18 protein-coding genes are annotated in these 22,285 nt (G+C 69.6%); 12 read left to right on the forward strand and 6 right to left on the reverse strand.

The genetic code is table 11. The features are described 5' to 3' along the window. The first annotated feature begins 118 nt into the window (after nt 1-118). The 4 genes from AAEP80_RS07250 to opgC all read left to right on the forward strand — a co-directional run bounded on the left by AAEP80_RS07250 (nt 119) and on the right by opgC (nt 5,984). Entirely contained in the window at nt 119-934 is an 816-nt protein-coding gene (locus AAEP80_RS07250) for a TetR/AcrR family transcriptional regulator (protein WP_420366533.1), read from the forward strand. Between the two features lie 126 nt (nt 935-1,060). Further along, complete coding sequence (locus AAEP80_RS07255) at nt 1,061-3,085, forward strand: glycosyltransferase (protein ID WP_420366534.1); 2,025 nt, start codon at nt 1,061-1,063, stop codon at nt 3,083-3,085. Next, on the forward strand, nt 3,082-3,486 hold the full coding sequence (locus tag AAEP80_RS07260; protein ID WP_420366535.1) for an ATP-binding protein: 405 nt from the start codon (nt 3,082-3,084) through the stop codon (nt 3,484-3,486). Before AAEP80_RS07255 ends, AAEP80_RS07260 begins: the two co-directional genes overlap by 4 nt. After that, nucleotides 3,483-5,984 (forward strand): OpgC domain-containing protein, encoded by a 2,502-nt coding sequence (gene opgC, locus AAEP80_RS07265; RefSeq protein WP_420366536.1) that lies wholly within the window; start codon nt 3,483-3,485, stop codon nt 5,982-5,984. Before AAEP80_RS07260 ends, opgC begins: the two co-directional genes overlap by 4 nt. A gap of 126 nt (nt 5,985-6,110) precedes the next feature. Here opgC and AAEP80_RS07270 read toward each other — a convergent pair whose 3' ends face one another. Together AAEP80_RS07270 and AAEP80_RS07275 are read right to left on the reverse strand one after the other, a co-directional pair. After that, entirely contained in the window at nt 6,111-6,260 is a 150-nt protein-coding gene (locus AAEP80_RS07270; protein WP_281267051.1) for a hypothetical protein, read from the reverse strand. 155 nt (nt 6,261-6,415) lie between these two features. Beyond that, complete coding sequence (locus tag AAEP80_RS07275; RefSeq protein ID WP_420366537.1) at nt 6,416-6,874, reverse strand: MarR family winged helix-turn-helix transcriptional regulator; 459 nt, start codon at nt 6,872-6,874, stop codon at nt 6,416-6,418. A gap of 89 nt (nt 6,875-6,963) precedes the next feature. On the opposite strand from AAEP80_RS07275, the gene AAEP80_RS07280 reads away from it, so the two are divergent. Beyond that, nucleotides 6,964-7,938 (forward strand): helix-turn-helix domain-containing protein, encoded by a 975-nt coding sequence (locus tag AAEP80_RS07280; RefSeq protein WP_420366538.1) that lies wholly within the window; start codon nt 6,964-6,966, stop codon nt 7,936-7,938. A 13-nt stretch (nt 7,939-7,951) separates the two neighbouring features. Here AAEP80_RS07280 and AAEP80_RS07285 read toward each other — a convergent pair whose 3' ends face one another. After that, complete coding sequence (locus tag AAEP80_RS07285) at nt 7,952-8,983, reverse strand: LacI family DNA-binding transcriptional regulator (RefSeq protein ID WP_402728258.1); 1,032 nt, start codon at nt 8,981-8,983, stop codon at nt 7,952-7,954. A gap of 212 nt (nt 8,984-9,195) precedes the next feature. Here AAEP80_RS07285 and AAEP80_RS07290 point away from each other — a divergent pair, with 212 nt between their 5' ends. The 6 genes from AAEP80_RS07290 to AAEP80_RS07315 all read left to right on the forward strand — a co-directional run bounded on the left by AAEP80_RS07290 (nt 9,196) and on the right by AAEP80_RS07315 (nt 17,852). Beyond that, nucleotides 9,196-10,491, forward strand: a complete 1,296-nt coding sequence (locus AAEP80_RS07290) for an ABC transporter substrate-binding protein (protein WP_420366539.1) — start codon at nt 9,196-9,198, stop codon at nt 10,489-10,491. Nucleotides 10,492-10,499: 8 nt separating this feature from the next. Next, entirely contained in the window at nt 10,500-11,531 is a 1,032-nt protein-coding gene (locus AAEP80_RS07295) for a carbohydrate ABC transporter permease (protein ID WP_420366540.1), read from the forward strand. Beyond that, entirely contained in the window at nt 11,528-12,406 is an 879-nt protein-coding gene (locus AAEP80_RS07300; RefSeq protein ID WP_420366541.1) for a carbohydrate ABC transporter permease, read from the forward strand. The genes AAEP80_RS07295 and AAEP80_RS07300 overlap by 4 nt, the downstream gene beginning before the upstream one ends. Then, nucleotides 12,403-14,913 carry a glycoside hydrolase family 3 N-terminal domain-containing protein gene (locus AAEP80_RS07305; protein WP_420366542.1) on the forward strand — a complete coding sequence of 837 codons (2,511 nt, stop codon included), beginning with the start codon at nt 12,403-12,405 and terminating at the stop codon, nt 14,911-14,913. Before AAEP80_RS07300 ends, AAEP80_RS07305 begins: the two co-directional genes overlap by 4 nt. Before the next feature lie 188 nt (nt 14,914-15,101). Beyond that, nucleotides 15,102-16,988, forward strand: a complete 1,887-nt coding sequence (locus AAEP80_RS07310) for an arabinofuranosidase catalytic domain-containing protein (RefSeq protein ID WP_413602666.1) — start codon at nt 15,102-15,104, stop codon at nt 16,986-16,988. A gap of 255 nt (nt 16,989-17,243) precedes the next feature. Next, nucleotides 17,244-17,852 (forward strand): hypothetical protein, encoded by a 609-nt coding sequence (locus tag AAEP80_RS07315; protein ID WP_420366543.1) that lies wholly within the window; start codon nt 17,244-17,246, stop codon nt 17,850-17,852. Nucleotides 17,853-18,407: 555 nt separating this feature from the next. Here the strand turns inward: AAEP80_RS07315 and AAEP80_RS07320 are convergent. Next, a complete protein-coding gene (locus AAEP80_RS07320) occupies nt 18,408-19,805 on the reverse strand; it encodes a CoA transferase (protein ID WP_420366544.1) in 1,398 nt (465 codons plus the stop codon). A gap of 21 nt (nt 19,806-19,826) precedes the next feature. Between AAEP80_RS07320 and AAEP80_RS07325 the strand changes: the two genes are divergently transcribed. Next, the gene (locus tag AAEP80_RS07325) at nt 19,827-20,567 is read left to right on the forward strand and encodes a helix-turn-helix domain-containing protein (RefSeq protein WP_420366545.1); all 741 of its coding nucleotides are present in this window, start codon (nt 19,827-19,829) and stop codon (nt 20,565-20,567) included. Nucleotides 20,568-20,820: 253 nt separating this feature from the next. Here AAEP80_RS07325 and AAEP80_RS07330 read toward each other — a convergent pair whose 3' ends face one another. Continuing rightward, a complete protein-coding gene (locus tag AAEP80_RS07330; protein ID WP_420366546.1) occupies nt 20,821-21,102 on the reverse strand; it encodes a hypothetical protein in 282 nt (93 codons plus the stop codon). A 225-nt stretch (nt 21,103-21,327) separates the two neighbouring features. Beyond that, nucleotides 21,328-22,092 carry a hypothetical protein gene (locus AAEP80_RS07335; protein ID WP_420366547.1) on the reverse strand — a complete coding sequence of 255 codons (765 nt, stop codon included), beginning with the start codon at nt 22,090-22,092 and terminating at the stop codon, nt 21,328-21,330. Nucleotides 22,093-22,285 lie beyond the last annotated feature (193 nt).

Raw genomic sequence — 22,285 nt, forward strand, 5'->3', positions numbered from 1 at the left:
CTTCGGATCGATTGGGAGAGCAGTGCTCTCGTCCCCTCGAGCATGACATTGCTCCGAGACAAAAGCAAGAGCAGCGCTCTCTCTTGTGTGCAGTGCTCTCCCGTGGCAGGGTTGGGGCATGGCAGACCGGGCTCCGACCGCACGTGACCTCGCTCGCGAGACGATCCGGACGCGCATCCTCGACGCGGCCCGGGCGCGACTCACCGAGGAGGGGCCGGCCCAGCTGAGCCTGCGTGCGGTGGCGCGCGACGTCGGCATGGTCTCGTCCGCGACCTACCGGTACTTCCCGAGTCGCGACGACCTGCTCACCGCGCTGCTCGTGCAGGACTACAACGAGCTCGGCGCGGCCGTCGAGCGCGCGGACACGGCGCACGACCGGACCGACGTCGGCGGCCGGTGGATGGCGGCATGCCGCGCGATCCGGGAGTGGTCGGTCGGGCACCCCGGTGACTTCGCGCTGCTCTACGGCAGCCCGGTCCCCGGGTACGCAGCGCCGCAGGAGACGATCGAGCCAGCCACACGGGCGACGCTCGTGCTGGTCCGGATCGCGCTCGACGCCACGGCCGGGAGGCCCGGGTCGGCTCCGGCAGGCGCGCCGGCACCCGGGGTGGCCAGGTCGGGCCCCGCTGCGGCCGGGCCGTCGGCGGCGCCGGTGGTTGCCGGAGCGGTGGCGTACATCCGGGCGCTCGGGTACGTGGAGGACATCGACGACGAAGTGGTCATGCGGACGCTGATGGCGTGGACGTCGCTCTTCGGCACGGTGTCGTTCGAGCTGTTCGGCCACTACGTCGGATCGGTGTCGGACCACGCCGCCTACTTCGACCTCGTCGCGGAGCGGCTCGCGGCGGACATCGGGTTCGTGGCGGTGGCGCCAGGAGTTCCCGATCCCGCTGTGGACGGCGCGGATCATCCCCAGATCGGGGCGGCACGCTGACACGCCGGGCGCTCCTGGGGTAGACAGGTCCCGACGCCGAGACCGACCCGACGGCCGGACCAACCACCCGCAGCCGTGATCAGGAGGCATGTTGCAGCGCAGCACGACGCCCGTCGGGGCCCACCGATGACCTCGCTCGACGTCAGCAGGCAGGACCGCCGTCGACTCGGGCGGGGGACCGCTCGTCGTCGCATCGTGACGGTCCGCACCGTCGCGCTCCTCGCGTCGCTCGCCGGCATCAACTACGTGGCGTGGCGCTGGGCCGCGTCCGTGAACTGGCACTCCTGGTGGATCGCGGTGCCGCTGATCCTCGCCGAGACCTACAGCGTCATCGACTCGCTGCTCTTCGCGTTCGGCGCGTGGCGACTCCGCGAGCGTGGCGAACCGCCGACGACACCGAGCACCGACGTCACCGTCGACGTCTTCATCACGACGTACAACGAGCCGGTCGAGCTCGTCGTGCGGACCGCCACGGCCGCGAAGGCGATCACGTACCCGCACGCCACGTGGATCCTCGACGACGGCAACCGTCCCGAGATGCGCCGGGCGGCCGAGGAGCTCGGCATCGGCGTGATCACGCGCGGACAGGACTGGATCGACCGTCCTCGTCACGCCAAGGCCGGCAACCTCAACAACGCGCTGCTCGCCACCCAGGGCGAGTTCCTGCTCATCCTCGACGCCGACCAGGTGCCCGACCCGGCGATCCTCGACCGCACCCTCGGCTACTTCAAGGACCCGAAGATGGCGCTCGTGCAGACGCCGCAGTGGTTCGAGAACGTGCCGGACGCCGACCTGCTCGGCAGCCAGGCGCCCCTGTTCTACGGCCCCATCCAGCAGTCGAAGGACGGCTGGAACGCGGCGTTCTTCTGCGGGTCGAACGCGATCCTCCGTCGTGAAGCGCTGATGCAGCTCGGGATCTCGCGCTACGTCACCGAGGTCGAGGCCTCCGTGCAGCGCACGCTCAAGACCTCGCGCAAGCTGCTGTCCCGTGCGCGGGAGAACGAGACCGACGACCGCGTGCTCGGGGCGCTCGACGACGCCGAGGCCGTGGTCGACCGGGCCCGCGACGCGATCACCCGCGGGGAGCCCCTCGGCGACGTCACGTACGAGTTCCAGCGCGGCATCGACGCGATCGCCTTCCGGTTCGCGGCGGCCGACCTCGAATCGGTGCGCAACGACCTGCAGGAACTCGCGGCGATGTCCACCGACGCGGGCACGTTCGCCGGGCTCGACGACGCGGCGCTCGACGTGCTCGGGCAGCGCGGCGCGTCACCGGTCGCCGCGATCGAGTCGATCGCCGTGCTCGCGCGGGCCGTCGACGTCAACCGTGGCGACGAGGCACAGGCGATCATGCCGCTGGCGACGATCTCGGTGACCGAGGACATGGCGACCGCGATGCGCCTGCACGGCCTCGGCTGGAAGTCCGCGTACCACGACGAGATCCTCGCGAAGGGCCTCGCGCCGGAGGACCTGCCGACGATGCTCGTGCAGCGACTCCGGTGGGCGCAGGGCACGATGCAGGTGTTCTTCCGCGAGAACCCGCTCGTGCAGAAGGGGCTGTCGTTCGGGCAGCGTCTCATGTACTTCTCCACGATGTGGAGCTACCTGTCGGGGTTCGCGGCGATCGTCTACATCGCCGCGCCGGTGCTCTGCCTGTCGTTCGGGGTCGTGCCCGTGCAGGCCTACAGCGTGGACTTCTTCGCACGGCTCATCCCGTTCCTGGTCCTCAACCAGCTGCTCTTCTGGGTGGTGGCCGCAGGCAGACCGACCTGGCGTGGGCAGCAGTACTCGCTCGCGCTGTTCCCGGTGTGGATCGAGAGCGTCACCAGTGCGTTCGAGAACGTGTTCCGCGGCAAGCCGCTCGGGTTCCGGGTCACGCCGAAGGTGCGCGACGAGACCGAGCAGAAGCCACGGTGGGACCTGGTCCGCCCGCAGCTGTTCGCGATGGGCGCGCTCGTCGCGGCGCTGATCCTGATCGGCATCCGCTACCTCAGCGGCCAGGCTTCCGGGATCGCTCCGCTCGTGAACACCGCGTGGGTGGTGTTCGACCTGTGCATCTTCAGCATCGTGATCCGTGCCGTGCTCTACCGCGGCCCGTCGACCTCGGTGCAGTCCGAGCACGAGTCGAGCACCGCGGGGGGCCCGCTGTGACCGCCGCGTTCGACGTCCCGGCGACCGTGGAGTCGCTCGACACCGTGCAGGACCGCTTCGCCTCGTGGTGGGACGACCTCGGCATCGACGACGTCCGCCTCCGCTTCGCGCTCGAGACCGCCGTGGCGGAGATCGCTGCGAACATCGTCGAGCACACCCGCCGCACCGACCAGGAGGCCGGACGGCGGTACTCGGTCGAGCTCGACGCGACCGAGCACGCGGTGACGGCGGTGCTCCGCGACAACGGCCGGCCGGCGGACGTCGACCTCAGCGCCGTGACGATGGCGGACGTCGACGCCGAGAGCGGGCGTGGCCTGGCGCTCGCGATCGCCGCACTCGACCGGCTCGAGCACCGGCACGAGGACGGCCACAACGTCTGGACCCTGGTGTGCGCACGGTGAGGGGAGCGCTCGTCCGTGCGGTCGCCGTCCTGGTCGCCTCGGCGAGCCTGCTCATCGGCGGAGCGCTGCCGGCACAGGCCGTCACGGCGTCGACGCCGGCGCAGCCCGCCACCGGGAAGACCTGGTTCGGACCAGACCTCGACTGGGGCTCGGACGCACCGGACGGGTACGAAGGCCGACTCGGAGCGACCCCCTCGAGCTACGGCGTCGAGATCGACTACCCGATCGACCGGAGCGCCGAACGAGAACTGCTCCGCTCGACCCGGGCTGCTGCGACGCAGGGCGCGACCCTCGTCGTGAGCCTCGAACCGGACGTGTCGCTCCGGTCGCTCACCACGGCAGACGCCCGGCACACCAACGAGCTGCTGCAGGAGATCCACCGGCAGTACGACACGAAGGTGCTGGTCCGGTTCGCGCCACAGATGAACGGGACGTGGGTGCGGTGGGGGCAGCAGCCGACGCAGTTCGTCACGGCGTTCCGCACGCTGGCGGCCCAGGTGCACGCGGGGAGCTCCGACGCGGCGATGGTGTGGTCGCCGTCGTACGGTGCCGGGTACCCGTTCGGCGAGTCCGCCGGACGGCTGCAGGACCTCTCCGCGACCGACGTCTCGAAGCTCGACACGAACGGCGACGGACAGCTCACCGCCGCCGACGACCCGTACGAGCCGTACTGGCCTGGCGACGCTTCGGTCGACTGGGTCGGCCTGTCCATGTACTACTTCGGCAAGGGCAAGGCGACGGAAGCCGCTGGCCGCGACGTCCCGCTCACCAAGAACGACGTGCCGGAGTCCGGAGAGGTCCAGGCGCGGTTCGACGAGACCTGGGGGTACGAGCAGTCCCAGTCGCGCGGCGATTTCTACGACCGCTTCGCCGTCGGGCACGACCGCCCGATGCTCCTCGACACCGGGGCGCTCTACGACCACTCGCTGAAGGGTGCCGCGGAGCTCGACGTCAAGCAGGGGTGGTGGCGACAGGTCTTCACGGCGCTCGAGGACCGTCCGCTCATCCGGGGTGTGACCTTCCTCGAGACCAACCGTCGGGAGCCGGAGGCCGGCAACCGCGTGGCCGACTGGCGCGACACGGCCGTGCCGGGCATCGCCGGGTCGTTCCGCACGGACCTGCAGGCCACCGACCGGTTCGTGTTCGGTCCGGTCACGGAACGGGTGACCCCGCAGGACGGCAACGCGGCGACGAACCAGCAGCTCGACACCGGCGGTGACCAGATGGCGTGGATCGTCTGGTGCGCCGTCGCACTGGCGATCGTGTTCCTGCTGAGCGGGGTGTTCGGCAGGCTGCTGCCGAGCTGGCGGTACCCCGACGACGGCGGGCCGGGGCGCGACCTGCGGCTCGACCTGTTCCGCGGGTTCATCATCCTGGCGGTCGTGATCACGCACATCGAGATCGGCGGCCCGTACTCGTACATCACCTTGCACGCCGTCGGAGCGATCACCGGCGCGGAGATGTTCGTGTTCCTGTCCGGGATGGTCCTCGGCATGACGTACCCGCTGGCGATCAAGAAGTTCGGCGAGTGGGTGGCCGCGGTCGGCGCGTGGAAGCGTGCGCGCAAGCAGTACCTCGTCACGCTGGCGGTGATCGCGGTCGTCTTCGCGCTGAGCTTCGTGCCGTTCCTGAACACCGATGCGATCACGACGTTCACGGACCGGGGGACCGGCACCGGCGGCGTCGGCGCAGAGGGGCGCGTCTACGACCTCTACCCGAACGCGATGCAGCTGCTCGCCTACCCGCCGCCCTGGTACGCGATCCGGCAGTTCCTGCTGCTCGAGATGGGCCCGTGGCCGTTCAACATCATGGGGCTGTTCGTGGTGCTGAGCCTGTTCATCCCGCCGCTGCTCTGGGTGATCCGCCGCGGCTTCTGGTGGGCGGTGCTCCTCGTCAGCTGGGCGCTGTACGTCTTCCAGGCGCTCGTTCCGGGGTTCCAGCCGCTGAACTCGCAGTTCGAGTCCGTCTTCCCGCTGCTCACCTGGCAGGTCGTGTTCACCCACGGGCTGGTGCTCGGCTACTACCGGCGGCAGATCGTCGGCGCGCTGACCGGTCGGCTCGGCAAGGTCCTCGTCGGGATCGGGATCTGCGGCTACGCCGGGTTCCTGGTCTACGTCTGGGCGGCGAACCACCTCGGGTTCACGCCCGTGCCGTTCCCCGCGTCGATGTACGACGACCTGTACAACACCGCGTACCAGCGCGTCGACCTGCAGTGGGGCCGACTGGTCGACATCGCGTTCTTCGCCATCGTCTCGTACGCGATCCTCACGGTGTTCTGGAAGCCGATCGCGGCGGCCATCGGATGGCTGTGGATCCCGATCGGGCAGGCGAGTCTCTACGTGTTCGTCTGGCAGGTGTTCTTCGCGCTGGCGATCGCGTCGATCCCCGGTGTCGACTGGGGCAACGCCTGGATCGGCTTCGCGACCCACTCGGCGCTGATCTTGCTCGCCTGGTACATGGTCCGCAAGAAGTTCCTGTTCAGTGTGATCCCGCGCTGACGCCCGTCCAAACCGCGGGCGGTCGAATCGCGCGTAGGCAGTCGAATCGCGCGTAGGCGGTCGGAACGTTCGACCACCGACGCGCGATTCCGCCTCCCATCGCGACCGCCATGGGTCTGTCGGCGCTCAGCGCTGCCGCGTGGTCTCCGTGAAGAGGTCGTCGAAGAGCCCGGGTTCGTCCGTCTGCTCCTCGCCGAACTTCCACTTGCGGCGCATGCGCCGGAACGTCGTGATGCGGACCGGCTCGATGCCCGGCTCGGTGTCGTAGCTGCTCATGGTCCTTCCGCTCCTCATCCGTTCCCCGTCTGCATCCCCGCGGCGAGGCTACGTCGCCGCGCTGCGGGCTGACCGGATTTAGGTAGAAGAATTACCTTGTTGCGCTCCGTGGACAATCAGACGAGCCGAGGGCACCGCTCCCTCTACTCTGCCGTTCAGGGCCTGGGGGCGCCGCCGTCGAGCGCCGTGATCACGCGCTCGATGATGCGCACGAACTTGGCCCTGTCCCGATCCGAGAAGGAGGCCATCAGCTCGTGCAGGTGCTCGTTCGTGCTGTCCATGGCGGCTGCGTAGCGTGCTCGGCTGGTGTCCGTCAGCTCGATGAGCCGGCTGCGTCCGTCCTCCGGGTTCGGTCGTCGCTGCAGGTGTCCGGACCGCTCGAGCCGGTCGACCGCCGTGGTCACCGCAGGGCCCGTGATGCCGAGGTGACTCGACAGGTCCTTCACGCGGACGGGGCGCCCCGCCGACTCGGCGCGGGACACGAACTGCACCACCGTGAGGTCGACGCCGGAGACACCCATGTGGTCGCGCAGACGCAACCGCAACGACGTCACCGTCGCCTCGAGTCGCGTCAGGGCCGCGTCGAGGTCCAGGTCGGTCTCGCTGCCCGTCACCGGGGTGCCTCCTCTGCGCCGTGCGGCCACGCGTCGGGATGCGCAGGCGTCGTCGGCACAGCGTATCCAGATCGCGCGGAGCCGCGTGGATGCCGACCCGCGGCGTGGCGATCGGTCGGCTGATGGACCAGATGATCCGCATCGAGATCTGTGCCCGCGATCCCGAGACCGCGATCCGTGAGCTCGCGGCCGTCGACGTCGGCCGGCAGTGGAGTTCGCGGCGCACGGGGGACGAGTACTCGTTCCGGTACTCCGCGGTGGGCGACGACGAGGTCACGATCCGTCGCTCACGGATACGCGGTCTGCTGCGGGGTCTCGTGCCACCAGGTGACGACCACGTCGTGCGGTGGACCACCGACGGCTCCGTCGTCATCGACGCGACGGGGGCGCGCTTCGAGCTGCGGCACGACGAACCCGTGCTGTCACCGTCGGACCAGGAGTACGTCTTCGTCGGCACCGACCACGACCAGCGGTTGGTGCACCTCGGACGCGCGTTCGTCGAGACCGTCGCCGCCGAACGGTACGGCGCCGCTTCCGGTCCGCTCGTGTTCGACCGCGTCCGCGTCGTCGACGACGCGGCGCTCGGCCCCTGGCGCGAAGCACTCGGTGCCCTGTCGCGCGCACTGCGTGACGGTGTGGAGTCCGACGCCTGGGCCTCGGCGAAGCACGCGGCCGCCGAGGCGTTCCTCACGATGTTCCCGCCGCGGTTGGACGCGCTGCCCGCCGAGCTCTCGAGCCCACGGAACGCACGGCTCAAGGCCGTCGTCGAGTACCTCCACGCCCACGTCCGCGACTCGATCGCGGTGGCGGACCTGGCCGACGTCGCCGGGCTCAGCGTCCGGTCGGTGCAGGAGTCCTTCGCGCGGGTGCTCGGCGTCTCCCCGCTGACGTACCTCCGCGAGATCCGGCTCGACCGGGTCCGCGACGACCTGCTCGCACACGATCCCCAGTCGGTGACGGTGGGGGACGTCGCACGTCGGTGGGGGTTCGCGCACCTCGGGCGGTTCTCCGCCGCGTACGTCGACCGGTTCGGCGAGTACCCGAAGCAGACGCTGCGCCGCTGATCGTCCCGAGCGGTCAGTCGGCTGCCGGCGGCGCGGTGCTCCGTCGCACCTGCAGGGTCGTCGCGAGCCGGACGTGCTCGGGGGTCGGCTCCCCGCGGAGCATGGAGAGCAGCATCTCCACCGCACTCGCGCCGAGTTCCGCGAGCGGCTGTGCGACCGTCGTCAGGGGCGGTGTGGTCATCGACGCCTGCGGGACGTCGTCGAAGCCGATCACGGAGAGGTCCTCGGGGACGCGGAGTCCGAGGTCGGCGGCCGCGTGCAGCACACCGATGGCGGAGGAGTCGTTCGCCGCGAACACCGCGGTGGGGCGGTGCGGGCCGGAGAGGAGTTCCCGGGCGACGGCGGCCGCGTTGCCCTCCTGGTAGTCGCCTGCCCGGAGGAGCGCGTCGTCCACCTGGATGCCCGCGGCGGCGAGGGCGGCGCGGTACCCGGCCTCGCGCAACTGTGCGGACGCCAGGTCCGCGCGGCCGTGGATGTGTGCGATGCGCGTGTGCCCGAGCGCGAGGAGGTGCTCCACGGCGATGCGTGCGCCGCCCTCGTTGTCGGTGTCGACGGTGGCGTGTCCCTCCGGCCCGGTGTGCGGGTCGATCGCGACCACGGGGATCGACGAGCTCGGCAGCGCGGTCGACGGCGTCACGACGATCGCTCCGTCGATGAGGGTGCCGGAGAGCCGGGAGAGCGATCGCCGTTCCCATCCGGGTTGGCTCGCGCCGGTGACGAGTCCGGCGTAGGCGAGCAGCTCGTAGCCGGTGCCGGTCGTCGCCGAGGAGATCCCGCGCAGCAGCTCCGTGGAGAACGGCTCGAACTCGGGGACGAGGATGCCGATCACCCCGGTGCGTGAACTCCGGAGACTCCGCGCGACGAGGGACGTCTCGTACCCGAGGCGTTCCACGACCTCCTGCACGCGCAGCATGGTCGCGGGGGCGACGCCGTCGCGGTGGTTCACGACCTTGGAGACGGTCGGGATCGACACCCCGGCTGCCCGCGCGACGTCCGCGATCGTCGCCCGCCCAGGGCTGCTGTCCACGCCGGGAGCGGTCTCCATGTGCTCACCGTACCGCCGATGCCCCCGGTGAACGACCGCGGTCTTTGCGATAGAAAACGTTATCGATATCGATTGACAAAGCGTGGAGGCACCTGGCACGCTCTCCGCAACGGCAGCGATGCCGGAGCGGCACCCGATGCCGCAACGGCACCCGGTGCCGCAGCGGCGACCGATGCCGCAGCTGTCAACGACGACACTTCAGGAGCTCCACGATGACGAGGAAGATCCGAGCCACGGCGGCCATCGCGCTGATCGGGGCCACAGCACTGCTGGCGACCGGCTGCTCGAGCGGTGGCAACGCCGCGGGCAGCGACGGCAAGGTCACGATGACCTTCTGGCACAACTCCACGACCGGACCCGGCAAGGCGTTCTGGGAGAAGACCGTCAAGGACTTCGAGCAGGACCACCCCGACGTGACGATCAAGATCCAGGCGATCCAGAACGAGGACCTGGACGGCAAGCTCCAGACCGCGCTCAACTCGGGATCCGCCCCCGACGTGTTCCTGCAGCGCGGCGGCGGCAAGATGAACGCGATGGCCCAGGCCGGCCAGCTCATGGACATCACTGACTCGATCGGGAAGACCGCGAAGTCCGAGGTCAGTGCCGGTGCGTTCAAGGGCTACGAGCTCGACGGCAAGACGTACGCCATGCCGGTCGACGTGAACCCCGAGGGCATCTGGTACAGCCAGGACCTCTTCAAGCAGGCGGGCATCGAGGGCACCCCGACCACGATGGACGAGCTGAACGCGGACATCGCCAAGCTGAAGGACGCCGGCATCCAGCCGGTCGCCGTCGGTGCGAAGGACGCCTGGCCCGCCGCGCACTGGTACTACAACTTCGCACTCCGCGCGTGCAGCGAGAAGACGCTGAACGGTGCCGCGAAGGACCTGAAGTTCACGGACAGCTGCTGGAAGGCCGCCGGTCAGGACACGAAGGACTTCTTCGACACGAAGCCGTTCAACGACGGCTACCTCACCACCGCCGCGCAGCAGGGCGCCGGCAGCTCGGCCGGCCTCATCGCCAACCACAAGGCCGCGATGGAGCTGATGGGCGCGTGGGACCCTGGAGTGATCTCGTCGCTCACCCCGGACGGCAAGCCGCTGCCCGACCTCGGCTTCTTCCCGTTCCCCGAGGTCTCCGGCGGTAAGGGCGCTCCCGGCTCGATGATGGGTGCTGTCGACGGCTACTCGTGCTCGGCGAAGGCCCCGAAGAAGCAGTGCACCGAGTTCCTCAACTACATGACCGAGAAGCCCGTGCAGGAGGCGTACTACAAGGCATTCAACGCGATCCCGGCGAACGAGTCCGCCCAGGCGGTCGTCACCGAGCCCTACCTGAAGACGGTGCTCGAGGCGTACAACAAGGCCCCGTTCGTGTCGAACTACCTCGACACCCTCTACGGCCAGAACGTCGGCAACGCGCTCAACACCAGCGTGGTGGACCTGCTCGCCGGCAAGGGCGACGTCGACGACATCGTCAAGACGGTCAACCAGGCCGCGGCGAAGGGCTGACCCGACCCATGGCCACATCAGTCGCCCCCCGTCCGTCCGGCTCGAGCGAGCTGACGGGCGCGGGGAAGGACCTGACCGGAGCCGGCGGCACCACGCCGTCGGCCCCGGCCGGCCGGGGCCGGAAGAAGCCGGTCGCCGACGTCCGCAAGCGGGTCGAGATCGCCCTGCTGGCCGGACCCGCGACGATCATGTTCGTCGGGTTCGTGATCCTCCCCGTGGCGCTCGCCGCCTACTACGGCTTCTACAAGTGGCAGGGCTACGGGGCGCCGACGGACTTCGTCGGCCTCGACAACTACAAGATCATCTTCACCGACCCGGACTTCCGGGGCGTGCTGACCCACAACGCGTTCATCGTGATCGGCTCGCTGCTCGTGCAGGGTCCCATCGCGATCATCCTCGCGCTGCTGCTCAACCAGCGGATCCGCGGACGTGGCCTCATCCGGGTGCTCATCTTCGTGCCGTACGTCATCTCCGAGGTGATCGTCGGCACCGGGTGGAGCCTGATGCTCTCGACGAGCGGCGCGGTCAACGACCTGCTCCAGGCGATCGGCCTCGGTGGGCTGCGGAACGACTGGCTGTCGAACCCGGACATCGCGATCTGGACCCTCCTCGCCATCATCTCGTGGAAGTACATCGGCTTCGCGGTGATCCTGTTCCTGGCCGGCCTGCAGAGCATCCCCGAAGAACTGTTCGAGGCCGCCCAGCTCGACGGCGCCGGCTACTGGCAGATCCAGCGGCGGATCACGCTGCCGCTGCTCGGACCGACCATCCGCATCTGGGCGTTCCTGTCGATCATCGGCTCGCTCCAGCTGTTCGACCTGGTCTACATCATCTGGGGGCAGTACATCGCCTCGACGGCCGGGACCTCGACCATGGCGACGTACATGGTCGCGAACGGCCGGAACTCCGGTAACTACGGGTACGGCAACGCCGTCGCCGTGGTGATCTTCCTCATCTCGCTGGCGATCGCACTCGTCTACCAGCGGTTCGTCCTGCGTCGCGACACCGCCGGCGCCCTCACCGAGAAGGCAACACGATGACCGCCACCGCATCGATCGTCGCGCCCCGACGACGTCGGGACCGTGACACCGGACCGGTCCGCCGCGAGCGCAACCTCGGCACGTACTTCATCGCGCTGCTGTTCATCGCGGTCTGCATCGGCCCCGTCGCGTACATCGTCCTCGGCGGCTTCCGCACCAACGCGCAGATCACCGCGAGCCCCGCTGGGCTCCCGGCACCGTGGAACTTCGGCAACTACGCCGAGGTCCTGTCCAGCGGGGTGTTCTGGCAGCAGCTCGGCAACTCGCTCATCGCCGGCGTCACCACCACGGTCGGCGTCGTCGTGCTCGGGCTGATGGTCAGCTTCGTGCTCGCCCGCTACCGGTTCCGCGGCCGCGGTGCGCTGTACTCGCTGTTCGCCGCCGGGCTGATGTTCCCGATCACCGTCGCGATCACGCCGCTCTACCTGCTGGTGAAGGACCTCGGGCTGACGAACAGCCTGGCCGGCGTCATCCTGCCGCAGATCGCGTTCGCGCTGCCGACGACCGTCATCATCCTGGTGCCGTTCCTGCGGGCGATCCCGGACGAGCTCGAGGAAGCAGCCTCCATCGACGGGGCAAGCCGCCTGGGCTTCTTCTTCCGGATGGTCGTGCCGCTGTCCCTGCCCGGCGTCGTCACGACGGGCATCCTGGCCTTCATCGGCAGCTGGAACAGCTACATCCTGCCGCTGTTCATCCTCAACGACGCGTCGGCGTACACGCTCCCGCTCGGGGTGCAGGCGTTCTCGTCGCAGTACTCCGTCGACACCGCACGGGTGCTCGCGTTCACGTCGCTGTCGATGATCCCCGCGCTGGCGTTCTTCGCGGTGTTCCAGCGTCGCATCGTCGGCGGGCTGACCGGGGCGGTGAAGGGATGACCGCCACCGACGCGACAGCGTCGGCCACCGGCGGCCGGGAGGCTCGCCCCACGTCGACGACGCCGGTCACCACGACCGACGCCCGGGCCGCGGCGCGTGGCGGGGCCGACCCGAGCCTCCCGTCCGGTCCGGCCCGACCGTCGGACCCGACGGTCGCGCCGGGCCGCGCAGCCGCCCTGCTGGCGGCCATGACGCTCGAGGAGAAGACGGCGCAGCTCGTCGGCTACTGGCTCGACCAGAACGGCGTGGTCGCGCCCATGCAGGGCGAGATGACCACCCGGTCGGACGGCCGCACGCTGGCGGACATCACCCGTGACGGCATCGGCCAGTTCACCCGCGTCTACGGCACCCGCCCCGTCGAACCCGACGAGCGCGCCGCCTGGCTGTGGGACGAGCAGCGGCGCCTGAAGCGGGAGACCCGGCTGGGCATCCCGGCGCTCGTGCACGAGGAGTGCCTGACCGGCCTGGCCGCGTGGAAGGCCGCGACGTTCCCGACGCCGCTGGCCTGGGGTGCCGCCTTCGACCCGGAGCTCGTCGAACGCGTCGGTGCCGTGATCGGCGACTCGATGCGACGGCTCGGGGTCCACCAGGGCCTCGCTCCCGTGCTCGACGTCGTCCGCGACCCCCGCTGGGGACGGGTCGACGAGTGCATCGGCGAGGACCCGTACCTGGTCGGCACCGTCGGCACCGCCTACGTCCGTGGGCTGCAGCGCGCCGGAGTCGACGCGACGCTCAAGCACTTCCTGGGGTACTCCGCGTCGCAGGCGGGCCGCAACCACGCACCCGTGCACGCCGGAGCGCGCGAGATCGCGGACGTGTTCCTGCCGCCGTTCGAGATGGCGCTGCTCGACGGTGGCGCTCGGAGCGTGATGAACTCCTACGCGGAGATCGACGGCGTGCCCGTCGCGGCGAACGCCGACCTGCTGACCGGGCTGCTGCGCGATCGCCTGGGCTTCGACGGCACCGTCGTGGCCGACTACTTCTCGGTGGCGTTCCTCGAGGTCATGCACGGCATCGCCGCCGACCGTGGCGAGGCCGCGGCGATGGCGCTCGAGGCCGGGGTCGATGTCGAGCTGCCCACCGGTGACGCGTACCTGGCGCCACTGGTCGAGCGCGTCCGTGCCGGCCTCGTCGACGAGGCACTGGTCGACCGTGCCGTGCTGCGGGTCCTGCGCCAGAAGGAGCGGCTCGGGCTGCTCGACCCGGACGTGTTCGAGGACGAGCCGCCCACCGGCATCGACCTGGACACCCCGTCGCACCGCGACCTCGCACGGCAGCTCGCGGCGGAGTCGCTCGTCCTGCTGTCCAACGACGGCGTGCTGCCCCTGGACCCCCGGCAGGGGCGCGTCGCGGTGATCGGCCCGAACGCCCACCGTGCCGAGGCCCTGCAGGGGTGCTACTCCTTCGCGAACCACGTGCTGGCCGACCACCCCGACCTGCCGCTCGGCTTCGCGATCCCGACCGTGCTCGAGGCGCTGCGAGCGGCTCTCGGCGGCACGGTGTCGACCGCGGTCGGCTGCGCCGTCGAGGGTGACGACCGCTCCGGCATCGCCGAGGCCGTCGCGGTCGCGCGGGACGCCGAGGTCGCGGTCGTCGTGGTGGGGGACCAGGCGGGGTTGTTCGGCCGCGGCACCGTGGGCGAGGGCAACGACACGGCTTCGCTCGACCTACCCGGTGTGCAGCGCGAGCTGGTCGAGGCCGTCGTCGCGACCGGCACCCCGACGGTGGTGGTCCTGCTCACCGGACGGCCGTACGCGATCGGCTGGGCGCTCGACGGGCCGGGTCCCCGTCCGTCCGCCGTCGTCCAGGCGTTCTTCCCGGGGGAGGGCGGGGGACTGGCGATCGCCGACCTCTTGACCGGTGCCGTTGCGCCGTCGGGGCGCCTGCCGGTCTCGCTGCCCCGTGCTGCCGGTGCGCAGCCGTACACGTACCTGCACCCGAGGCTCGGCGGCCCGTCGGACGTCACGGCCGCCGACTCGACGCCGGTCCGCCCGTTCGGCTTCGGCCTGACGTACACGGCCTTCGCGTACCAGGACCTGGTCGTCGACGACGCCGTCACCACCGACGGCACGTTCACCGCGACGGTCACGGTCCGGAACGCCGGGCAGCGCGACGGCTCGGACGTCGTGCAGCTCTACGGGCACGACGTGCACGCCAGCGTCACCCGTCCGGTCGTCCAGCTGCTGGGGTACGCCCGCGTCGACGTGCCGGCGGGGGAGTCCCGCAGCGTGCGCTTCACCGTGCCGGTGCAGCGCTTCGCCTTCAGCGGTCGCGACCTGCGGAAGGTCGTCGAGCCTGGGGACGTGCAGGTGTGGGTCGCGTCCCACGCGGCGGCGTCCCGGCCGGGAGGCCCGCTCGAGTCCGGTGGGATCGTCGCGCTGTCGGACGGATCGGCCGCAGCGCCCCTGCCGGGCACCGCCACGGAGCGTGCGACCCTGCGGGTCACCGGGCCGGTGCACGAGGTGCAGCTGACGGATCCCCGCGTCGTCACCTGGGCGGTGGCCTGACCACGGGAACAGAAGACGTCGGGTCCGCGCGACGGATCCGACGTTTTCTGTTCCCTCGACGGGCGGCAGGTGACGGGGCGCGGTATCCTGGTTCTGGTTAATCGATTAAGCATCGCCGCTCGACGGCGCGGTGCTCAACCCGACGGTCGACCGCATCCCCAAGCAACGACGCTCGGAAGGAACCACACATGCACATCGGGTCGATCTCCAGGCCACGGCGCATCGTCGCCGCGGCACTCGGAGCCCTCGCTCTCGTCACCGGGAGCCTCTTCGCGACGACGGTCGGTGTCGGCAGCGCTGCTGCCGCCACGAACGGTCCGTGCGACACCTACGCCGGCGCCGGCACCTCGTGTGTCGCCGCGTACAGCTCCACCCGGGCGCTGTACTCCTCGTACAACGGGCCGCTCTACCAGGTGCAGCGTGCCTCGGACGGGGCGACCACGAACGTCGGGTTGCTCGCCGCCGGCGGGTACGCCAACGCCCAGACGCAGGACACCTTCTGCTCCGGCACGACGTGCACCATCCCGAAGATCTACGACCAGTCGTCCAACCACAACGACCTGACCGTCGCGCCGGCGGGTGACGCCGGTGGGGCGAACGTCGCCGCGAACGCCACCGCCCTGCCGATCACGGTGGCCGGGCACAAGGCGTACGGCATCTACATGCCACCAGGCGTCGCCTACCGCATCGCGAGCACCCTCGCGAAGGGCACGGCGCGCGGCGCCAGCCCGGAGTCGATGTACGAGGTCGCCAGCGGCACGAACGCGAACCACGGCTGCTGCTCGGACTTCGGCAACGTCGAGACGCAGGAGAAGGACACCGGTAAGGGGCACATGGACGCCCTGAACCTGTCGATGCTCAACGGCACGGGCAGCGCCGGTCGCGGACCGTGGGTGCAGGCCGACCTGGAGAACGGCGTCTACGAGGGCAAGACCGCGATCAACACCGCGAACACCGGCAACACGTCGAAGTTCGTCACCGCGCTCCTCAAGAACGACGGCGTCGCGAACTTCGCTCTGAAGGGCGGGAACGCGCAGTCCGGGTCGCTGTCGAAGTGGTACGAGGGGGCGCTACCGACCGACAAGGACGGCGACGGCCAGGGCTACACGCCGATGAAGCTCGAGGGGTCGATCGTGCTCGGCGCCGGCGGGGACAACTCGAACCGCGGCACGCAGTCGTTCTTCGAGGGCGTCATGACCACCGGGTACTCGACCGATGCTGCCGACAACGCCGTGCAGGCGAACGTCGTCGCGCAGAACTACCAGGGTGTCTCGACCGGTGGTGGCCCCGGCGCCCCGATCACCGGACCCGGTGGCAAGTGCGTCGACGTCGCCGGCGACGACACCGGCGGGAACACCGCCGTCGTGCAGCTGTGGGACTGCCAGACGCTCGCGGCCGACCAGCACTGGCTCGGCAACGTCTACGGAGCACACACGCTCTCGACGCTCGGCCGCTGCCTCGACATCAACGGCAACGGCACCGCGAACGGCACCCACGTCGAGCTCTACGACTGCAACGGCGTCGGCGGGCAGCAGTGGATCGTGCAGCCGGACGGGTCGATCAAGAACCCGCAGTCCGGACGCTGCCTCGACGACCCGTCGGGCAACACCGCGAACGGCACGGCGCTGCAGATCTACGACTGCAACGGCAACCAGGCGCAGAAGTTCGTCGCGGCCGTCCCGATCAAGACGATCGGGTCCAAGTGCGTCGACGTCGCCGGCAACGACCTGCAGCAGAACGGTCAGCAGGTCCAGGTCTACGACTGCCAGACGCTCCTGACGGACGAACAGACGACCGATCAACAGTGGGCCTACAACCAGGCCGACCACACGATCCGGACGCTCGGGCGCTGCCTCGACATCGACGGCAACGCCACCGCGAACGGCTCGCACCTGGAGCTGTACACGTGCAACGGTGTCGGCGGCCAGCAGTGGGTGCCGCAGGCGAACGGCTCCGTGCTGAACCCGCAGTCCGGTCGGTGCCTCGACGTCCCGTCGGGCAACACCGCGAACCAGACGCCGCTGCAGCTGTACGACTGCAACAACCAGGCGCCGCAGGTGTTCAGCTTCAACTGAACCGTGTGACGGACGGGAGGCTCGGTGCCAGCTGGCACCGAGCCTCCTGTCCGTTGCCGGGCACGTCGTGCGCCGCGCCAGCGTCCGCGCGTCGCGCGCTGCTCACATCGGCCTGACGTCGTGAGCGCGGAAGAAGGAGCCATCCTGTCCCGACGGGTACGGCTCGACCGCAAACCGGACGCGCTGGCCGGGCTGGAGTCGCCTCGACCACCGGCGTGGCTCGGGACGGGGGCACGGTGGTGCGAAGATCGCAGCGTGCCCCTCCGTTCCCTCGCGACGCTCGACGACGCGACGTTCGACGTCACCGCCGCACGGGTGGCCGACGGGCGGCTGGTCCTGCACGGCTGGGTCGAGGACCACGACACGAACGTCGGAACGGCTCGACTGCCGGTCGTGCTGACCGTCCCGGATGCGGTCGCCGTCATGGTCGACGACACCGGAGGGACCGGTGAACTCGTGCTCGAGAGCATCGACGTCACGGCGACGACGGTGACGCTACGAGGCGTCATCCCGTGCGCGGTCGTCGTGACGACATCCGTGCGAAGCCAGGCGCTGGTCGACGTGGGCACGACGCCCATCGCGGTCCGCCGCTGGGGACGATGGCGGCGATGGGACCCAGCGGTGCCGGTGATCCTCGACTACCGCGCCGTGTCGAAGCGGCTCCGGAACACCGCATGTCCGACGTGCGCGCACCCGTGGGAGGAACACCCCGGTGAACTGGACCGAGCGCGGACGAGGTGCGGTGAATGCGAGTACGAGGTCGAGCACGGTGAGCGTTCGCCGATCGAGTCGATCTGCACAGCGCAGATCCCGCACCGCCTCGTGGAGCTCGGCCCGTCACCGCATGACCGTCGCATCACCTGACCGGGGATCCCCGCCTTCCCACCGTGCGCCGGGCGCGTACGGTCCCACGCAACACACGACCGGCGGGCGGGGAACGCGATGCGACTGATCACCGGGACGACACTGGTCGTGGCGCTGGATGCGGCCACGCTGATCGGGCTGGCGCCTCAGCTGGACGGATCAGGAGCTTGCGGGCGCGGCTCGTGCCGGGAACCGGGCAGCCTTCGGGACGCTGTGGGAACGCCATGCTGCGGCGGGGCGGCGGTTGGCCGCTGCGACCACGCGAGCGTTCGATGCGGACGACCTAACTCCTCCTGCGTCCCCATGCTCGGGCCAGTTCTCGCCGGGGTCCGTGCGGTGGCCAGACGTCCGCCCTCGACCGGGCGGACGGAGCGGGATCCCTGATTCATCCCGCTCGGGGAGTGGTGCTCCCAGAGGCGGGGCCGCGCGTACGGGACGCACGGCCCCGCTGCTCCGCACCGGAGAATCCGTTCCGACGAGTTCGCCTCGTTCACGAACGTGATCGCTCGCCACGGTCCACGAACGACCCGTCGCCCGGGCGGCAGTCCAGCGAGGTCAGTGCGCGTCCGACCACTTCATTGCCGATGATCCCAACGGGGAAGAAACGCCGCGCACGGAATCCCAGGGTGGGGTGATCTGCACGAAACTCGGAAGGGCATTGATTCTTCCGAACGGTCCGTCGGTCTGCACCGTGTCAACGGCGGCAAGCCCTGCGCGAAGGTCGGGTCCGGCCGCGATCTGGTTCGGATTCTGTCCGAATGACTGGACCCAGGTGCAGACCCGAGCGAGGTCGACGTGCACGTGCCAGGAACCGCCATCGGTCGCCTGCCGGGTCAGCGCGGTCTCGATCCCTGCTGCCAGAAGGAACGCGGCGACGTAATCGTTCAACAGGTATGTCGGCGGGAGAGCGGCATGCTCCCCGCCGCCCTCTTCAAGAGCGAAGCCGGTCGCTGAGCAGGCGAGCTGATCGAACCCGCCCCGGTCCGCCCACGGCCCGCGGTCGCCCCAGCCGTGCACGTCGGCGAAGACGAGTCCAGGGTGTTCGGTGGCGAGCCGTGTTGCGTCCAACCCGAACCTGGCGAGGTGGCGGTAGCTGTGGATGACGATGTCTGCACCCGCGAGAACGTCCTCGAACTGCGCCTTGCCCGCTGCCGTCCGAAGGTCGCAGAACGCATTCCGCTTCCCGACGCCGGTCTCGATGATCATGGCGTTCGGGTCGGCCCGGTCGGGACGCGACACGTGGAGGACCTCCGCACCAAGTTCCGCGAGCAGACGAGCAGCGATCGGCCCGGCGATCACATGCGTGAAGTCGATGACACGGACACCGGACAGTGGTGGATCGGACGGAGCGAGCGGCGTGCGGCCGACGGGGGAGGCATCACCGGTGCGTTCGAGGCGCACCAACGGTTCTCCGGCGATCGCGTGCCCTGCGGCCGACGCTGCCCACTCCTCTCGGGACCGCACCATCGTGGCCGTCCCGCCAGCGGCAACGATTGCTTCCTCGAGTGCGAGCGCGTCCCATTCCGCGGCTGCTGCCGCGATCCGATCAGGTCCCGGCGGACAGTCGAGCACGCGAAGGGCACGATCGCGCAGGTGCGGGAAGGACAGGAGAATGAAGATCTCGCGCCCGTCACGGCAGGTGTAGAAGTCACTGTCGCCCAAGAGGTGCGGGTCCTCCATGGTGGCCGCGGCTGGCACGTCGCCGATCCGCGTCGCGAAGACAGCCATGAGCTGCAGCAGCGCATCCTCGGTCCGGACGCGCACAGATCGTGTTGGACCGCCTCGCAGCGCACCGAACCCCGCTGCTGCCAAGCCGTGTGCGGCCATCGCCGCCGCCATGCACTCGGCGAGGCGGTGGGGGGAGGTCGTCTCGGGCTCGGAGCCATCGATCTCTGCGTTCGAGAGGTCGAGGCGAAGAACTTTGGACAGGTCCTGAAGCGGTGTGGAGTTCATACGCGAAGCCTCGGACGACCGATGGTGCACATCACAGGATTGCCGCATTTGCGGCACCTTGAACACATGAGTTCCCATCGCAGCGTCGACCGGATCATTGACGTCCTCGACATGGTGGCCCGCGCGGACATCCCGTTGACGGTGAGTGAATTGGCGCGCCGACTGCGCGTCCCGAGGTCATCCGTTCAGGACATCGCTCTCGGGCTGGCGTCGCGCGGCTGGCTCATCCGCACCGAGCGTGGCCTCAGTATCGGGCCGGCACCTTTGGTCCTCGAACTCCTCGCCGCGCGGCACGTGCAGTGGGCCAGCATCGACGTTGACGCGATCGCGGAACGCTTCAACACCGCAACTGCGATCGCCGTACTCCTCGGCCGCCACGTCGTCTACACCGCAAGATCACAGCGGCCCTTCGACGAGCGCTTCGCCGTCGTTGCTGATCAGTACCTCCCGAGGAACCCGCTCACGACCGCCGCAGGGCGGCTCCTCCTGAGCGCTGCGCCAAAGGACGTGCGTGCAAACGTGCTTCGCGACGCGCGCCCAGCGCATCCGGAGCTCGTCGACGAGTACGAACGGCTCCTGCCCACCATCCGGCGGCGACGAACGGCCTGGAGTGACGGCCTCTCACAGGAACCCATCGCTGCGGTCGCGGTCTTCCCTGACCGAGACGACCGCGAAGCGCTCGTCCTCTTCGGCCGCCGAGGCATCGACACCGCACTCCTGAAGACCGCAGCCCACGAACTGACGAGTAATGGTCCATCGTGAAGCCGCTACGCCTCCTTCGCGATACCACAGCCCGCGTACGAGCGCCGAACGGCTCGCTCCATCTGGTGCAGCACGCCCTGAACACGGGCGATTCGCCGACGGCGGTGTTCGTTCGTCGCCTTCTCGGCGCCTGCGGATCGAGGGCGTTGCCCATCTCGTCGAGCACGGTGCTGAGCCAGAACGTCCGACGCCATTTCCGCCAAGGCAGTGCGGACTACGGGGAGGTTCCAGTGCTCTTCGACCGCGATGAGGGTCACGCTGACTCCCTCGGCGGGCCAGCTGTCAAGCCAGGCTGCAGCTCCAGCGGGTTCATGTAGTCGTGGTACTCGATCACGGCATCGCCGTCGTACCGGACGACGGCGACGTAGGTCAGCCGCACCGGCTGGCCCGAGGAGAACCGGCCGGCCGCGGACCATTCTGCGGTGATGGAATCGGAGCCCTCGAGGATGCGCAGGTCGTCGACGGAGCCGTCGAAGGTGACGATGGTCGTCGACCTGTCGCATCCAGGCGTCGATGGCGTCCTTCCCGACGACACGATTCGGCATCCCCTCGGGTGCGAACGGGAAGGTGCGTACTGCGTCGTCTGCGTAGATGGCGATGAAACGGCGACGACCGTGACGCCGGCGCGGGTGCTGTGGCTCGGGCGTCCGGGTGGGGTGTACGAGTACGTGGGTGATCGGGCGCAGGCCGTCCCGGTGAAGGTCGCGTTCGGCGGGTTCAACGGTTGGGGCGGGGCGCTGCCGGAGGGACGTCGAGGTGATCACCGGGCGTCGTTGCGCATGCACCCGTGGTTGATGGTGTCGCCAGTCCAGGAGAGGTCGTCATCGGCGCTGACCTCGAACGCTTCGAACCGATGGTCAGCGATGACGTCGGCGATCAGGGTGCGGGTGCCCGCGACGATCGTGGCGTCCCAGTCGATCTCGGTGGCGAGGACCCAGGTGTGGTCTTCTGGCCACAGCATCTGCGGCGTCCGTCCCGACGCCGGGTAGGTCTCGATGCCGGTCGTCTCCATCCAGTCGGGATCCGCGAACAGATCGAGCGTGACCGACATGAGGTGGAACTCGCGACCAGGCCACTCGAACAGCGGGCCGGAGAGCGCGCTCGCGATCGCTGCACGACGGAGGCGTTCGTCGAGAGCCTGTTGCTGGAGTGCCCTGATCTCCTCGGCGGTCGGCTCACCGATGGTGAACGACGCCGAGGCGGACCCGCCGTTGAGGTCTCCCCAGCCGTTCCAGACGGCAGCGAGGAGGTCGCTCGGTGTCGTCGTGGCCGGTCGAAGGTGTTCGGTCAGGGCAGCGAGCAGAACCGGGTCGAGTCGTCCTTCCTCGGGAGGGTGAACAGTCCAGCCGTCGGCGGTCGCGAACCCGCGAGGAGGTTCGTGGCCTGACAGGCGTGTCCACTGCACGAGTGGGTGGATGCGTCGGCCGGTGCGGGCCGCGACGTCCGCCCAGCGCCAGGAGCACTCCTCGACGATCGGTGGCGGGGTCCGTCCATCCGCGGCGGAGTCCTCGCGATACGCCTGCACTGGGTGCAGGATCCGTACGTATGCGTCGAAGTCGGTGCCGGCAACACCGCCGGCTGTCGCCCAGGCACCCGCGCGAGGTCGCAGCCAGTCACCGCGGTGTACTGCAGCGAGCGGTGGCATGGATGCCACGGTATCGATCTGGGGCTTGCTTCATCGATTAAGCACGTGCATGATGTGTCTAGTTAATCGATAA

It is taken from the genome of Curtobacterium sp. L3-7 (genome assembly GCF_048756585.1).
In the GTDB taxonomy this organism is placed as follows: Bacteria; Actinomycetota; Actinomycetes; order Actinomycetales; family Microbacteriaceae; genus Curtobacterium.